This window comes from Serratia sp. HNCC26DJ206 (assembly GCF_057180605.1).
This window is the reverse complement of record NZ_JBXUGP010000023.1, coordinates 20,641-36,511: the sequence shown is the minus strand read 5'-3', so window position 1 is coordinate 36,511 and position 15,871 is coordinate 20,641. Positions and strand designations below refer to the sequence as shown.

The following is a 15,871-nucleotide window of genomic DNA, read 5'->3' as shown; positions in this document are numbered from 1 at the left end:
GGCATAACAAGCTTTTCCTACTGCTAAAAAAGTGATCTATTATTCGGCATTCTTGGGCACTGTTCTGAACCAGAGAGTCTATACCCGTCGTCTTTCAAGATGCAGGGTTGTTGGCTGCCTTCTCTCACCCCAGTCACTTACTGGTGTAAGCTCCTGGGGATTCGTTCAGTTGCCGCCTACCTGCATCTCGAAATCCATTGGGTATAAGGAAAGCATGGAAATCTTTTTTACAATCCTCATTTTGATCCTGGTGGTTTCCCTTTCTGGGGTCGTGACGCGCATGTTGCCGTTCCAGGTGCCGCTGCCGTTAATGCAGATCGTCATCGGGGCCTTGCTGGCCTGGCCGCATTTTGGCCTGCATGTTGATTTTGATCCTGAACTGTTTCTGGTGCTGTTTATCCCTCCGCTGCTGTTTGCTGATGGCTGGAAAACCCCCCTGCGTGAGTTTTTGCATCATGGGCGCGAAATCCTCGGATTAGCGCTGGTTCTGGTGCTGATTACCGTGGTTGGGGTGGGTTATCTCATTTACCTGATGGTGCCAGGGATCCCGCTGGTGGCAGCGTTCGCGCTGGCGGCAGTGTTGTCGCCCACCGATGCCGTGGCGTTGGGGGGGATTGTCGGCAAAGGGCGGATCCCGAAGTCAATCATGGGCGTGCTGGAAGGTGAAGCGCTGATGAACGACGCTTCCGGCCTGGTATCCCTGAAGTTTGCCATCGCGGTAGCCATGGGTACGATGGTATTTACCGTGGGTGGTGCCACCATGGAGTTCCTGAAGGTGGCCATCGGCGGTTTGCTGGCCGGTGTGGCGGTGACCTGGGTCTACAGTAAATCGCTGCGGGTGATGAGCCGCTGGAGCGGTGATGATCCGGCAACGCAGATCGTCTTCCTATTATTGTTGCCGTTCGCTTCTTATCTGATCGCCGAACATATCGGTGTTTCCGGCATCTTGGCGGCGGTCGCGGCCGGGATGACTATCAGCCAGTCTGGCGTGATCCGCAACGCTCCACTGGCGATGCGCCTGCGAGCTAACAGCGTCTGGACCATGCTCGAGTTTGTGTTCAACGGTACGGTGTTCATCATGTTGGGGCTGCAACTGCCGGGCATTATCGAGACCTCCATTCTGCAGGCTGAGCTGGATCCGACCATTGAGACCTGGTATCTGTTTACTGACGTGGCGATTATCTACGCTGCGCTACTGATGCTGCGTTTCAGCTGGCTGTGGCTGATGAAAAACGCCAGCAAACGCTTTATGAAAAAACGCCCGTTGCAATTTGGTGATTACAGTACGCGTGATCTGTGGGTGGCGTCATTTGCCGGGGTTCGTGGGGCGATCACGCTGGCGGGTGTGCTTTCTATCCCTCTGTTGCTTAGCGATGGCACCGCTTTCCCGGCCCGTTATCAACTGGTGTTTATTGCCACCGGTGTGATTCTGTTGTCGTTGATTATCGGTGTGCTGGTCTTGCCATTGCTGCTGCGTGGTGTGCAGATGGCTGACAAAAGCGTCAGCAAAGATGAAGAGCGTATGGCCATTGCCATCGTGGCGGAAGTAGCGATCGAAAGTATCAACAAGATGGAAGAGCGCTTGGCCGCCGACACCGAAGAAAACTTCGATCCACAGATTCTGAAAGAGGTCAGTTCGCGGGTGATCGGTACGCTGCGGCGGCGTATTGCCAACAAAGATGATATCGAGAACGCGCTGGCGCTGGAAAACCTGGAGCGACGCTTCCGCCTGACCGCATTGCGGGCCGAGCGAGGTGAGCTTTATCACCTGCGCGCCACACAGAAGATCAGCAATGAGACGCTGCAAAAGCTGCTGCACGATCTCGACCTGCTCGAAGCCTTGCTGATAGAGCGGGAAGGTTAAGAGAGATTACTGGAAGGGCCGCAACGCGGCCCTGAGGTTGATGACAAAGTGGTCTTTAAGCCTGAGATACCCGGGCCTAGCGCACCGAGGGGCGCTCCGGCGGCTTACGCCGCTACGACCCCTTCGGCACGCTCTCCCTAATAACTGGCTTTGTCAGCAGTCTGAGGGCCGCAACGCGGCCCTTCATGCAGCTAACCTTTTAGCAGGGCCTCTGCGTCTCGTTCCCCCTCAGCCTTGAATTCCTTACTTTGAATCAGCCTCAATGCCAGATACAGATCGGGAACCAGGATCAGATCGCGCTCATCGCTGCCGGAGCGATGCAGACGGAACCAGCGTGTCAACTCAGTACGTCTGCCCGCGAGCACCAGACTGATCCCGCGCAGTTTAAGCTCCTGTTTCAATTCGTTGATTGCTGCGAGCACGCTGATATCCGCATGGGTGAAGCTGGCCACCGCGTCAATCACCACCCAACGCGGTTTTGCGAGGCTGCTATCCACCAGATTGGTGATCCGTCGTTTAAAATAGGCCACATTAAAATAGGTCAACGGTGAGTTAAAGCGATACATAATCACCCCGTCGACCGGCTTAATGCTGTTACCGTCAGCAATCGAATGAATCATCCCGTCATCATTCACCCCGAGCAACTGTTCGGTAGGTCGGAACACTGTTTGTAGAAATTGCAGCAGGCCCAGCAGGACTGCCAGCCCGATGCCGGGAATGATCCCCACCAGCAGCACGCTCAGGAAAGTAAACAGCGCCAGATTGAATGCGGAACGATTGCGCTTGCGCAGCCGGAAAATACTGCGCATGTCCAGCAATGACCAGGAGGCGTAAATCAGCACCACGCCCAGCACCGGTATAGGAATAAATTGCAGCGGCTCGCTGAAGAACAGCACCACCACAGCGATCGCCAGTGCGGCAATCACCGACACCAACTGGCTTTTGCCGCCGTTGGCATCGTTAACCGCGGTACGGGAATTGGCTCCGCTGATGGCAAACCCCTGCGAGAGCGCAGAGACGATATTGACCAACCCCAGCGCGCGAAACTCACTGTCGGCATCCACCTCGTAGCCATTTTTGGCCGCAAAGCTGCGTGTGGTGAGCATCATGCTGACAAAGCTGACTACCGCCAGGTTTAACGCGGGGATCACCAGATCGCGCAGCAGCCCTGGTTGAAAATCAGGCCATGACACCATAGGCAAACCGCCACCGGTATAGCCTGATACCGTTTCGATGCCAAAGCGCGGCAAGTTCGCCGCCCAGGTTAATGCCGTCGTCAACACCACAGCGAACAGCGGTGCTGGCCAATTTGGCCTGGCGTAATGTACGCCAAGCAGGATGAGCAGCGTCAGCAGCGAGATACCCATGGTGGGCCAGTGACTGTTGAGTAGGTTTTCCGGTAGCGCCAGAATGCGTTCAATCAGCTCATTAGAGGGGGAGGGGAAACCAAGCACCTTGCTGATCTGGTTGACGATAATCGTCAGCGCAACGCCGTTCAGCAGCCCATTCAAGATCGGGCGCGACAGCAGATCCGCAATGGCTCCCAACCTGAAGCGGCTGGCGATCAGACACCATGTGCCCATCATCAGGGTCATCACGATGGTTAGCTGCCAGTGGAGTTCGGTGTTGCCAGCGGCCAGCGGCGTGACAACGGCGGCAATCACCGCGCAGGTTGCCGCGTCAGGCCCGACGATCAGTTGCCGCGACGAGCCAAAAATGGCGTAGGCGATCATCGGCAGAATGCAGGAGTAAAGCCCGACGATCGCGCTCACACCGGCCAATTCGGCGTAGGCAATCGCCACCGGCAGCGCCACCGCCGCAACGGACAGGCCAGCGCGAATATCAGGTTTCAGCCAACTGCGCTCATAAGCGAGCAGATTCATCAAGCCGGGGGTCAGATTCTGGACGGATTTCCACTGCATATATTTTCCATCAGGCATAAGAATGGGAACGCTGATGTTATGCGGTCTCTTCCATAGGCTGAAGGAGAGTCACCCAGCGTGTTTTTAGGTATTTTCTGCAACCTTTAGCCGAAGTATAGCAGGCGATTTTGAGGTGAATTCCTTGACGCAACAGGCCGGTTACTGAGTCGCAGGCCAATAGTCGCGACAGCAGGCAATCCAGGCTTGAGCGCTGTGGGAAAGATAACTCCCCTGGCGCCAGATTAGCCCCACCCGCCATTCCATGCGTGGCTCCAGTGGCAGCCAAAGCAGGCTGCTCTTATCCAGCCATTGGCACACCGGCTCGGGTAAGGTGGCAATGCCAATGCCCGCCTGCACCATCGAAGCCAGAAAATCCCACTGGCCGCTGCGCACGGCAATCTTGGGCTCGAAGCCTGCCTGATGGAACGCCGCCATCAGCATTTTATACAGGGTAAAATCCTCGTTATAAATCAGGATTGGCCACTCGGCGAGCTCGGTGATATTGATGGTGGTGCGGTTGAGCCAGTGTGCCGTGCGTGGCATCACGACGCACATCGGGTGGCTTAGCAGCGGTAGAAAGGTCAGCGGTTGTTCGGTGCCTGAGGGGCAGATCGTCATCGCCAGATCCAACTCGCCGGTCAGCACCGCCTGTTCGACTGACTGGCCACCCAGTTCGGCAATTTTCAGTTCAATACCGGGATAGGTCTGGCGAAATTGTTTGATCAGCCCAGAGATCTGCCTGCCGACCATCGGCGGGATCCCCAGCCGCAGCACGCCTTTTTTCAGCGAACTGATGTCTTCCAGCTCCATCTCCAACTGGCGGAACTCATCCAGAATTGCCAGCCCACGCTGATAAACCGCCTGTCCGCTGTCGGTGAGGTGCAGCTTGCGCCCTTCGCGGATCAGCAGCGTGCATTCCAGTTCTTCTTCCAGATGGCGCAGCATTTTGCTGATGGTTGGCTGGGTGACAAACAGCTTCTCGGCCGCGCGGGTGAAGCTTTGCTGACGAACCACTTCAACGAAATAGCGCAATGTGCGGACATCCATTTGGGCTCTCCTCATAGCGTTACCGTGGGGAACTATTCCTTTACGGCATGATATTGATGATTTTAATTCATTTCAGGCAGGGTTTCTTCGCTGCGTATACTGTGAGCCGTGATTTTTTGTTTGAGGTTGCTGTTATGTACCTGGCGTTACGCCGTGCTGCGCCATCGTTGTTGAGCCGTTTACAGGTGCCGGCTCAGGTGGTGTTATATGCCCTGTTATTCCTGCTTGCCGATCGGCTGGTAAAACAATTCCATCTGCCGCTGCCGGCCAATATTGTCGGCATGTTGATGATGCTGGCGCTGATCCTGCTGCGCATTCTGCCGCTGAATTGGGTAAAGGCCGGTGCGCGCTGGTTGTTGGCCGAAATGCTGCTGTTCTTTGTGCCTGCGGTGGTGGCGGTGGTGAACTATGCCCAGTTATTGATGGTAGAAGGTTGGAAAATTTTCCTGGTGATCGCTATCAGCACCATGCTGACGCTGGGCGCTACCGGGCTGGTGGTGGATCGCGTCTACCGTTTTGAGCTTTGGCTGCAACAGCGGAAAACGCGCCATGAATGATGTGATCCTCAGCCTTGCCTGCTTTGTGGCGACCTTGGTGCTCTATTTTGCCAATAAGAAACTCTACCGCCGCCGCAGAACGCTGTTGCTGATGCCGCTGGTCTTAACCCCAGTGATTCTGGTGTTGCTGCTGGTGGTGACCCATATCTCGTATCAGGATTACATCGGTGAAACGCACTGGCTGCTGTGGTTGCTGGGCCCGGCGACCATCGCCTTTGCCGTGCCGGTGTATGAAAACCTGCAGATTATCCGCCGCCACTGGCTTTCGCTCAGTGCTGGCGTATTCACCGCGGTAGGCGTGGCCGTTTGCAGCTCGGTGTGGCTGGCGCGTTGGCTGACTCTGCCAGATGAGGTGCAGCGCAGCCTGGCGGTGCGCTCCATCACCACGCCGTTCGCGCTGGAAGCGGCAAAGCAGATGGGGGGCCAGCCGGATCTGGTGGCGCTGTTTGTGGTGATCACTGGCGTATTCGGCATGGCAGTGGGAGACGTACTGTTCCTGCGGCTTTCGGTGCGCAGCGGTTTGGCAAAAGGGGCGGGGTTTGGTGCATCATCGCACGGTGCCGGTACTGCCAGAGCCTATGAGCTGGGTCAACAAGAGGGCGTGGTTTCCAGCCTGGTGATGATGCTGGCGGGGGTGATCACCGTGATAGCCGCACCGTTGATTGGTCGGTTGATGTGGTAAGAGCAGGGGGCTGCTAAGCCCCCTGAAAGACTCAGCGCGCGGCCTGAATCAGCGCCACCACCAGCGGTGAAAGCTCACCGCGCAGCGCCGCGCGTTCCGACTGGAACAGCGTAGCGGCATAAAAACGGTGCCCCGGCAGTTCTATCGAACGCACATCCCCTTCGGAGTCGTGGCCGCTGACGATCAGCGGGTGCTGCTCCAAGTCCGCAACAAACTCAGGGTTCACGCCAAAGTTACAGCGGTAACCTTCGTGCGTTTCCAGTTTGCCATAGGCGCGGGCGATCAGCGTTTCCGGCTGGAACAGGATGGTGCCGGTTTGTTCGACCAGCGAACAGCTCAGCGGGGCGATCACCAACCGGCCACCCTGATCGGTTTCCGCATGCCCGGCATCGTGCCAGCCCATCACATTGCGGGCATATTCCACAATCGCATACTGAAAGCCGCCGCAAGATCCCAGGAACGGCACATTCTGTTCACGGGCATAGCGGATAGCCATAAAAGCGCCATCATCAGAGTGATAGGGGCTACCAGGTACCACCCAGATCGCATCATAGCCCTGCAATACCGAGGCTTCGGTAAGGGTTTCTGTGGCAAGCCACTGGAATTGAAGGTCGATGTCGAGGTGTGAGGCAGTAAGTTGCAGAGCGACGGGGATAGCTTGGTGGGCAACAGCTTCTGGTTTGTAATCACCGACCAGAGCAAGACGAACCTGAGTTTTCATCATTTCCTTTTCCTGTGCGGGTAAAAAAGGAGGTTACAGGAAAGTTAAAATCTGTTCAGCGGATTTTTCGACGAAGAGCACAAAATGCCTGAGAGGGCGAAAATACTGGGGCACGGTTGGCCGCCCCCCAGAATGTGAAGCTCAATACAGCGAAGGCGCTCCTTCCGGGCGCGTCTTGAAGCGGCGGTGCAGCCACAGATACTGCTCTGGCGCACGCATGATCTCTTTTTCCACTACCTTGTTAATGTAGGTTGCGGCGGCAATTTCATCGCTGATGGGGTAGTCTTCCAGCGCGGGTTGGATCAGCAGATCGTAACCACGGCCCTCAGGGCGACGAATCAGCACTACCGGCAGCAGTGCTGGTTTGGCCAGGCGCATCAGCATAAAAGTACCGCTGGTGGTGGCGGCCTGCTCGACTGCAAACAGCGGAGCAAATACGCTGCCGCGCGGGCCGTAATCCTGGTCTGGCGCGAACCAGACGGCTTCGCCGCGTTTCAGGGCATTCACCATACCGCGCAGGTCTTTGCGATCCAGCATCGCCTTGTTGGAGCGCATACGGCCTTTGGTTTGCGCCCATTCCATGGCTTTATTGTTGTGCGGACGATACATCGCCATCATCGGCTGGCACAGGCCCATTGCCCGGCCACCGAGTTCCAGCGACATAAAATGCACGCCAATCACCAGCACGCCGCGATTGTTCTGCTGCGCCGCTTGCAGATGTTCGAGGCCGGAAACGCTAAACCAGCGCTTGACGCGTTGGTCGGGCCAGAACCAGGCCATACCGGTTTCCATCAGGCCCATGCCGAGAGATTCGAAATTACCAACCACCTGGCGATCGCGCTGTTCTGCGCTCATTTCTGGGAAGCACAGTTCAAGATTACGGCGAGCGATGGTGACGCGGCGCTTCAGGAAGCGCATGGAAGTACGGCCCATCCACATACCGAGCTTGTGCAGTACTGGGTAGGGGAGTTGCACCAGCAGGAATAGAACACCCAAGCCAAACCAGGTCAGCCAGTAGCGTGGGTGCAGAAAAGCACGTTGGAATTTTTGCGGGGGCTTCATTATTAACTCATTATGCGATTGGGTACGGAAACCTGTAACGCATAAAGAAGCGACTCAATAGCGGTACAAGGTTCAGACAGCCAGTCATAGCGATCGTTTAGCCAACTCATGGAATTAGCGAAATATTTACACTCGGGGGCCAGAAAGCACGCATAACCCGACGTATTTCGCGGAGCCATAAATAAAAAGGCGCTTACCCCAGTGAGGAAAAGCGCCTTTTTTCAATACGTTAACTGATTAGTATCAGTTCATACCGTATTTTTTCAATTTCTTGCGCAGCGTACCGCGGTTGATACCCATCATCAGGGCTGCACGGGTCTGGTTGCCACGGGTGTATTGCATCACCATGTCCAACAATGGCTGTTCAACTTCAGCCAATACCAGCTCATACAGGTCACTCACATCCTGACCATTCAGTTGAGCAAAATAGTTCTTCAGTGCTTGCTTAACCGAGTCACGCAGAGGCTTTTGAGTCACTTGGTCCTGTGAGTTCACGGTTGAAACGGTCAGTACGTCAGAATTTACGCGTTGTTCGAACATAGTTCTGTCAGCTCTTTTTTTACGCTAGATTTTCGAAATATGCCTCCAACGCCTCCAGCTGTTCGCTGGCATCCTCTATGGCGTTGAATGTGCGCCGAAACTGGTCATTTGGGGCATGCTCCTGTAGGTACCAGGATACGTGCTTACGAGCAATCCGGAATCCTTTGCCTTGGCCGTAAAAGCCGTGCAATTCCCGAATATGCTCTATCAACAAGCGCTTCACTTCGCCCAGTGGCATCGGTGGCAGCAGCTCCCCTGTGTCCAGATAATGCTGGATTTCCCGGAAGATCCAGGGTCTCCCCTGAGCAGCGCGGCCTATCATCAGGGCATCGGCCCCGGTGTAGTCAAGCACTGCTCTGGCTTTATGCGGGTCAGTAATGTCGCCATTCGCGATAATCGGAATGGAAACACTCTGCTTAACTGCCCGAATGCTGTTGTACTCCGCGTCGCCGTTGAACAGGCAGGCACGGGTTCGGCCATGAATCGTCAGGGCCTGTATACCACAGTCTTCGGCCAGTTGGGCAATCTCTACACAGTTACGGTGTTCTGGTGCCCAGCCGGTACGAATCTTAAGTGTTACCGGCACATCCACCGCGTTAACTACCGCGAGGAGGATCTGTTTAACCAGATCCGGGTACTGCAACAGCGCAGACCCTGCAAGCTTCCGGTTCACTTTCTTGGCCGGGCATCCCATATTGATATCGATGATCTGTGCGCCGCTGGCCACATTAATGCGCGCCGCGGCAGCCATATCATCAGGATCACATCCGGCAATCTGCACGGAACGGATCCCTGGTTCATCGCTATGTACCATACGCAGACGTGACTTATCCGTGCGCCACACCTCCGGATTGGAGGAGAGCATTTCAGATACAGCCATCCCAGCACCCATTGCATGACATAAGGTTCTGAACGGGCGATCGGTGATCCCGGCCATCGGGGCCGCAATCAAGCAATTTGTTAACTGGTGGTTTCCAATGCGCATAGACAAAGACTGACCATACTGTGTCCGCAAGGGCGCGTATATTACGCATTTTTTCGCTGAGATGAAAGGCCAAACTTTGACCAATTTACGGCTATTTACCAATAAAAATGCGGCTCACAGCGATTTATAAAAATATTATAGTTATTTAACAATGGCTTGACGTATTGTGCTTAATTTCTGTGCAGTAAAATATTCCCGGCACAACAGGATTTTATCTTTAAACGGTGCGAATTTAAGCATGCAACATCAGGTGTACAGCAGAATTATCAGGGTAATACTTTGATAAAGCGTTAAAGATTCCTATCGGGAATCTATGACTGAATCGTTTTAGCGGCCCACCGCCTCCCCAGAGAGGGCAGCGGTGAGCATGCCTTGGATATTAATCGACGATAACGCGGCCATTCAGCGGCTGTATCGGACGATTGTTGGCATGGTGGACAACTGAACGGAATTGACCGATCTGCTCGGCAGAAGCGCTTACAGGATGATCCAGCACCATCCAGGTCACACCTTCAGAGCAAGGCGGCGTGGTGAGTGAACCACTGAAACGGTAGAAGTTGAACTCTTTAGGCAACAGCGCCTTGATATCCACCGGTTTAGCCAATATTGCGGTCTGATCAACCTGAGCTGGCATTTGCTGCCAAGCCTGCGCCAGTTGCGGGTTGGCCTTGCCTTCTTGGAACATCAGCGCCAGTACCGCCAGAGCACCGTCTTTGTCTTTAAAGACGAAGTGCGCTTCCAGTGGGAATTGCTTACCGTCGATCTCGTTTTCGCTTGGTGCGTGGAAGTGGAACTGCTGCAACGTAAAGGTATCGTTATCCAAACGCAGGGTATTGCCTTCGCTGACGTTTACCTGAATGGTGTGGCCGTTATTGATGATTTGCTGCTTACCCGGCTTGAAAGCCAGCTCAAGCTTGCCATGATGCGTCTTCAAGGCACCCTGGATATTGACCGGTGACTGGTTCTTACCGGTTTCACACAGTGAGAAATCAGGTGAGAGTTTGCCCCAGTGTGCCGGATCTTCCTGACCTTCATAACTCCAGTGCTGATGCTGTTCGGCTGCACTGATTGAGAAACTGGCTGCCAGCATGGCGGCCAGTAATAATTTTCTTTTCATTTTCAATCCTTTCAAAACAAAAATCTGAATAACCCTCGGCGGACAACGCGCGGGTTGCCATCGCTTGCGCAGGAGAATACGCTCGCGATTTATCAGTATAAACCAGCGTTTTATGACCAAAATAAACAAAACCACCGGAAGTGATTAAATTTCTGGTGGTTTTTAGCGGTAAGGAAAAATGTAACTATTTGCGTTGGCCGGTAATACGGCACCATTCTTCGCGTTCGGCAACCGGATCGAGATCAAATTTATCCGCGTAAGCTTCCGCAACGCTCTGGGCCTGCGTGGCCAGAACGCCGGAAAGGCCGAGATAGCCACCGGCTTTTGGCAGGCAACCGATGAGCGGAGCCAGTTCACGCAGCGGGCCTGCCAGAATGTTGGCGACCACGACATCGGCCAGCAGATCGGCCGGTTGGTCTTTTGGCAGATACAGCTCCAAGCGTTCAGAAACGCCGTTACGCTGCGCATTGTCGCGGCTGGCCTGAATGGCTTGGGGATCGATATCAATGCCAATCGCGCGTGCTGCACCGAGTTTCAGTGCGGCAATCGCCAGAATGCCGGAGCCACAGCCGAAGTCGATGATAGTTTTGCCCGCGAGATCCAGGCCGTCGAGCCATTGCAGGCACAGCGCCGTGGTAGGGTGAGTGCCGGTGCCGAACGCCAGACCCGGATCGAGCATCACGTTAACCGCCTCGGGGTCCGGCACGTCGCGCCAGCTTGGGCAGATCCACAGTCGCTCGCCGAAACGCATCGGGTGGAAGTTATCCATCCATTCACGTTCCCAGTCTTTATCTTCCAACTGCTCGATTTTGTGGCGGAAACCGGCGCCCAGCAGCGGATGCTGTTCCAGCATGGCGACTACGTCGGCCATATCGGTTTCGGCATCGTACAGGCCAATCACATCGGTATCGCCCCACAGCAGGGTTTCGCCCGGCAAAGGTTCAAACACCGGATTATCGTGGGTGTCCTGAAAGGTCACCGACACCGCGCCGCTTTCAACCAGCGCATCGCTCAGGTCTTCGGCCTGCTTGCCGGTGGTGTTCAGTTTTAGTTGGATCCAAGGCATAACAATTCTCTTCAAGAGGGTAAGGATGACGCCAGCCGACGCTTTTCGCCGCACAGGTTACCGATATAAAACGCCGACAGGCTGAGCAGCAGCGCAGGCACAATCGGGTGCAGCCCTGCCAGTTGCAGCTTGAAACTGGCCAATAGCGTATAGCATAACGCACCTGTGACCATTGAGCTAAGCGCTCCCTGCGCATTGGCACGCTCCCAGTACAGGCCCAGCACCAGCGGCCACAGGAACACGGCTTCCAGGCCGCCGAAGGCCAGCAGGTTCAGCCAGATAATCATTTCCGGTGGCCGCCAGGCGGCCAGCAACACCAGCAGCCCAAGGATCAGCGTGGTCAGGCTGGAGAAGCGTTTGATCATCTTCTCGTTGTGCATCTGCTGTGGCCGCACGCCCAGATAAAGATCTTTGATGATGGTGGCGGAGGATTGCAGCAGTTGGGCATTGATGGTTGACATGATCGCCGCCATCGGTGCTGCCAGGAAGATCCCGGCGGCGTAAGGCGGCAGCACGGTGATCATCAGCGTTGGGATCACCTGATCGGGGATCTTCAGATCCGGCAACACCGCACGCCCTAAGGCTCCGGCCAGATGCATGCCGAACATCAGAATCGCCACCACGATGGTGCCGAGGATGATCCCACGGTGCACCGCTTTGCTGTCTTTATAGGAAATGCAGCGCACGGCGGTGTGCGGCAGGCCAATCACGCCAAAGCACACCAGGATCCAGAACGAAGCCATAAACGGCAGACTGAGGATCTGCTCGCCGCCCTGCGGTGTCACCAGCGCCGGATCGATCTGCTGTAGTTTATCTACCGCGCTGTGCAAGCCGCCCGCTGCGTGGATCACCGCCACCAGCAGCAACACGGTGCCGAGCAGCATTACCAGTCCTTGCATGGCATCGTTGAGCACGCTGGCGCGGAACCCGCCGAACGCGGTGTACAGCGCAATGCTGATGCCAAAAATCAGCAGGCCGGTATCGTAGGGGATGCCTGCCGCGGTTTCCAACAGGCGCGCCCCACCGATAAATTGCACCGTCATGGCCCCTAGAAAGGCCACCAGCAGGCTAAGACTGGCCAGCCATACCAACAGGCGGCTTTGATAGCGGGCGAACAGCATGTCGTTCAGGGTGATGGCATTGTAGCGCCGCGCCAGAATGGCGAATTTTTTGCCCAAAACGCCGAGCGAAAGCCATACGGCGGGCAGTTGGATCATCGCCAGCAGTACCCAGCCGAGGCCATATTTATAAGCAGCACCGGGCCCGCCGATAAACGAACTGGCGCTGATATAGGTGGCGGTGAGCGTCATTGCCAGCACAAAGCCGCCCATCGAGCGGTTGCCGAGGAAATATTCGCTGAGGAAGTTGCCGGTCTGGCGGCGGCTGTAGGCATAGAGCGACAGGCCGAAAACCAGCAGCAGGTAGGCAATCAGCGGCAGGATCACTTCAATTTGCATCGCTATCCTCCAGGGGAATATCGCGGAAGACGCTGCGCACCATCAGCCAGCACAGGCCGATAAACAGCAGTGGTACCAACAGGCAGGCCATTTCGAACCAGTGCGGCAGGCCGGTGATGCCCGTGGTGTTATCCGGCAGGTAGGCCGCCAATGACCATGCTAACAAATAAAGCAGCGTCAGACCTAGCGCCCAGCGCGCCTCGCGATGAGCTTGAACAAAGCGTTGTTCCATCCGTGCCTCCAAGGGGTTTACGGTGATGGATTGGCAAAGGAGGGGATTTTACGACAAGATCGGCATTTGCCCAGCGTTAAGTTGGCGGCTGCCACAAAGAAAAAGGCCGATGAATCATCGGCCTTGGTCAGACAATGTACAACCTGTGGGCTTAGGTCTCTTGCAGACCCAGCTTCTTCTCCAGATAGTGGATGTTGGTGCCACCGTGCTGGAAGTTTTCGTCGTTCATGATCTTTTGTTGCAGCTCAACGTTGGTTTTGATGCCATCGATGATCAGCTCAGCCAGCGCGTTCTTCATGCGGGCAATCGCCACATCGCGGTTTTCACCGTAAGTGATCAGTTTGCCGATCATGGAGTCATAGTACGGCGGTACGGTATAACCGGCGTAGATATGAGATTCCCAACGCACCCCGAAACCACCTGGCGCATGGAAGCGGGTGATCTTGCCTGGGCTTGGCAGGAAGGTGTTCGGATCTTCGGCGTTGATACGGCATTCCACCGCGTGGCCTTGGATCTTCACTTCATCCTGTTTGATCGACAGCGGCTGACCGGCAGCGATACGCAGCTGCTCTTTGATCAGATCCACGCCGGTGATCATTTCCGTTACCGGGTGCTCTACCTGAATACGGGTGTTCATTTCGATGAAATAGAACTCGCCGTTTTCGTACAGGAACTCAAAGGTACCCGCACCGCGGTAGCCGATCTCCACACAGGCTTTCGAGCAGCGTTCGCCGATATAACGGCGCAGCTCCGGGGTGATCCCTGGCGCTGGCGCTTCTTCAACCACTTTCTGGTGGCGGCGCTGCATTGAGCAGTCACGTTCAGCCAGGTAGATGGCATTGCCCTGGCCGTCTGCCAACACCTGAATTTCGATGTGGCGCGGGTTTTCCAGGTATTTTTCCATATAAACCATGTCATTGTTGAAAGCCGCTTTGGCTTCCGCTTTGGTCATGGAAATGGATTGCTCAAGATCTTTGTCGCTGCGCACAACGCGCATGCCACGGCCACCGCCGCCGCCAGAAGCCTTGATGATCACCGGATAACCGATGCGCTTGGCGAAGGCACGGTTTTTATCCATGTCGTCGGTCAGCGGGCCGTCGGAGCCGGGTACGCAAGGCACGCCGGCTTTTTTCATCGCGCTGATAGCCGAAACCTTGTCACCCATCAGGCGGATGGTTTCAGCACGCGGGCCGATGAAGATAAAGCCGGAGCGTTCAACCTGCTCAGCAAAATCGGCGTTCTCGGACAGGAAGCCGTAACCCGGGTGGATCGCCACTGCGCCGGTGATTTCAGCAGCAGAGATGATGGCCGGGATATTCAAATAGCTTTTAACCGAAGGCGCAGGACCGATACACACGGTCTCATCTGCCAGCAGTACGTGTTTCAGATCGCGATCGGCGGCAGAGTGAACAGCCACGGTCTTGATGCCCAGCTCTTTACAGGCACGCAGAATACGAAGCGCAATCTCGCCACGGTTGGCGATAACAATTTTATCAAGCATGATGCGCCTCGTTATTCGATGACGACCAATGGCTCGTCATATTCAACCGGCTGGCCGTTTTCTACCAGGATGGCTTTCACCACGCCTGATTTGTCGGCTTCGATTTGGTTCATCATTTTCATTGCTTCAACGATGCACAGGGTGTCGCCGGCGTTCACTTTCTGGCCCACTTCCACGAAGGATTTCGCATCCGGGCTCGGTGTGCGGTAGAAAGTACCGACCATCGGGGAACGAACGATGTGGCCACTCACGGCCGCGGGTGCAGCAGGGGTTTCTGCGGCAGTTGGGGCAACGGCAGTAGCCAGAGCGGGTTGCTGCTGGGCTGGCATGGCGTACTGCTGCATCATCGGGTAAGCCTGCACCGGTGCGGCGCGGCTGATGCGAACTGACTCTTCGCCTTCAGAGATTTCCAGTTCAGAAATGCCTGATTCTTCAACCAGTTCGATCAGTTTCTTGATTTTACGAATATCCATGAGTGTGATTCCGACTCTTTTTTGCGTAGCAATTAGTTGGATTTTGACAAGCGGCGAACCGCTGCCTGTAAAGCAAATGTGTAGCCATCCGCGCCGAGACCGCAAATCACGCCTACCGCAATATCAGAGAGGTAAGAGTGATGGCGGAAAGGCTCGCGGGCATGCACGTTGGACAGATGGATCTCGATAAACGGGATCTGCACCGCCAACAGCGCATCGCGCAGCGCCACGCTGGTATGCGTGAACGCGGCAGGGTTAATCAGAATAAAATCCGTATTACCGCGCGCCTGATGAATGCGATCGATTAGCGCATGTTCGGCGTTAGATTGCAGATGGCTCAGGGTAGTATTTAGCGCGAGCGCCTGGTTTTCCAACCAGCTAACAATCTCGGTTAACGTCGTGCTGCCGTACTTCTCCGGCTCACGCGTCCCCAGCAGATTCAGATTGGGGCCGTTCAAGAGCAAAATGTGAAACTTATCCGCCATTGTGCTGGTATCTCCGGCAATAAAACCATCATTGAAGAAAATAACCCGATGTCACCGATTTGTCACCTGCCAGGTGACGATTTCACGCTGTCAGCAGGTGCAAGGGCGGGCATTATAACGATATCGTAGCAATTCGCAGCTAAATACTGGTCTTATCAGC

16 protein-coding genes are annotated in these 15,871 nt (G+C 55.4%); 3 read left to right on the top strand and 13 right to left on the bottom strand.

Features of this window, described 5'->3' with window-relative positions; translation table 11 throughout:
* Nucleotides 1–214: 214 nt before the first annotated feature.
* Nucleotides 215–1,864 (top strand): Na+/H+ antiporter, encoded by a 1,650-nt coding sequence (locus AC2A1E_RS16125; protein ID WP_459400254.1) that lies wholly within the window; start codon nt 215–217, stop codon nt 1,862–1,864.
* A gap of 191 nt (nt 1,865–2,055) precedes the next feature.
* Here AC2A1E_RS16125 and AC2A1E_RS16120 read toward each other — a convergent pair whose 3' ends face one another.
* Together AC2A1E_RS16120 and AC2A1E_RS16115 are read right to left on the bottom strand one after the other, a co-directional pair.
* On the bottom strand, nt 2,056–3,786 hold the full coding sequence (locus AC2A1E_RS16120) for a SulP family inorganic anion transporter (protein ID WP_484384584.1): 1,731 nt from the start codon (nt 3,784–3,786) through the stop codon (nt 2,056–2,058).
* Nucleotides 3,787–3,945: 159 nt separating this feature from the next.
* Entirely contained in the window at nt 3,946–4,833 is an 888-nt protein-coding gene (locus tag AC2A1E_RS16115; protein WP_484384583.1) for a LysR substrate-binding domain-containing protein, read from the bottom strand.
* Nucleotides 4,834–4,967: 134 nt separating this feature from the next.
* Between AC2A1E_RS16115 and AC2A1E_RS16110 the strand changes: the two genes are divergently transcribed.
* Together AC2A1E_RS16110 and AC2A1E_RS16105 are read left to right on the top strand one after the other, a co-directional pair.
* The gene (locus AC2A1E_RS16110) at nt 4,968–5,390 is read left to right on the top strand and encodes a CidA/LrgA family protein (protein ID WP_484384582.1); all 423 of its coding nucleotides are present in this window, start codon (nt 4,968–4,970) and stop codon (nt 5,388–5,390) included.
* Complete coding sequence (locus AC2A1E_RS16105) at nt 5,383–6,072, top strand: LrgB family protein (protein WP_484384581.1); 690 nt, start codon at nt 5,383–5,385, stop codon at nt 6,070–6,072. The genes AC2A1E_RS16110 and AC2A1E_RS16105 overlap by 8 nt, the downstream gene beginning before the upstream one ends.
* 31 nt (nt 6,073–6,103) lie before the next feature.
* Here the strand turns inward: AC2A1E_RS16105 and AC2A1E_RS16100 are convergent, their stop codons facing one another.
* From AC2A1E_RS16100 to aroQ, 11 genes are all read right to left on the bottom strand, one after another.
* Nucleotides 6,104–6,796 carry a CTP synthase C-terminal region-related (seleno)protein gene (locus tag AC2A1E_RS16100; protein ID WP_484384580.1) on the bottom strand — a complete coding sequence of 231 codons (693 nt, stop codon included), beginning with the start codon at nt 6,794–6,796 and terminating at the stop codon, nt 6,104–6,106.
* A 138-nt stretch (nt 6,797–6,934) separates the two neighbouring features.
* Complete coding sequence (gene lpxP, locus AC2A1E_RS16095; RefSeq protein WP_484384579.1) at nt 6,935–7,855, bottom strand: kdo(2)-lipid IV(A) palmitoleoyltransferase; 921 nt, start codon at nt 7,853–7,855, stop codon at nt 6,935–6,937.
* A gap of 243 nt (nt 7,856–8,098) precedes the next feature.
* Nucleotides 8,099–8,395: a DNA-binding transcriptional regulator Fis gene (gene fis / locus AC2A1E_RS16090; protein WP_003855228.1), complete on the bottom strand. Its 297-nt coding sequence runs from the start codon at nt 8,393–8,395 to the stop codon at nt 8,099–8,101.
* A 19-nt stretch (nt 8,396–8,414) separates the two neighbouring features.
* Entirely contained in the window at nt 8,415–9,380 is a 966-nt protein-coding gene (gene dusB, locus AC2A1E_RS16085) for a tRNA dihydrouridine synthase DusB (RefSeq protein WP_459400248.1), read from the bottom strand.
* A gap of 379 nt (nt 9,381–9,759) precedes the next feature.
* On the bottom strand, nt 9,760–10,497 hold the full coding sequence (locus tag AC2A1E_RS16080) for a carbonic anhydrase (protein WP_484384578.1): 738 nt from the start codon (nt 10,495–10,497) through the stop codon (nt 9,760–9,762).
* 184 nt (nt 10,498–10,681) lie between these two features.
* Entirely contained in the window at nt 10,682–11,563 is an 882-nt protein-coding gene (prmA, locus tag AC2A1E_RS16075; protein WP_484384577.1) for a 50S ribosomal protein L11 methyltransferase, read from the bottom strand.
* A gap of 11 nt (nt 11,564–11,574) precedes the next feature.
* Complete coding sequence (gene panF / locus AC2A1E_RS16070) at nt 11,575–13,020, bottom strand: sodium/pantothenate symporter (protein WP_484384576.1); 1,446 nt, start codon at nt 13,018–13,020, stop codon at nt 11,575–11,577.
* Nucleotides 13,010–13,252 (bottom strand): YhdT family protein, encoded by a 243-nt coding sequence (locus AC2A1E_RS16065; RefSeq protein ID WP_473189651.1) that lies wholly within the window; start codon nt 13,250–13,252, stop codon nt 13,010–13,012. Before AC2A1E_RS16065 ends, panF begins: the two co-directional genes overlap by 11 nt.
* Nucleotides 13,253–13,403: 151 nt before the next feature.
* The gene (gene accC, locus AC2A1E_RS16060) at nt 13,404–14,753 is read right to left on the bottom strand and encodes an acetyl-CoA carboxylase biotin carboxylase subunit (RefSeq protein WP_473189652.1); all 1,350 of its coding nucleotides are present in this window, start codon (nt 14,751–14,753) and stop codon (nt 13,404–13,406) included.
* 11 nt (nt 14,754–14,764) lie between these two features.
* Nucleotides 14,765–15,226: an acetyl-CoA carboxylase biotin carboxyl carrier protein gene (gene accB / locus AC2A1E_RS16055; protein WP_484384575.1), complete on the bottom strand. Its 462-nt coding sequence runs from the start codon at nt 15,224–15,226 to the stop codon at nt 14,765–14,767.
* 32 nt (nt 15,227–15,258) lie between these two features.
* Nucleotides 15,259–15,711: a type II 3-dehydroquinate dehydratase gene (gene aroQ, locus AC2A1E_RS16050; protein WP_484384574.1), complete on the bottom strand. Its 453-nt coding sequence runs from the start codon at nt 15,709–15,711 to the stop codon at nt 15,259–15,261.
* Nucleotides 15,712–15,871 lie beyond the last annotated feature (160 nt).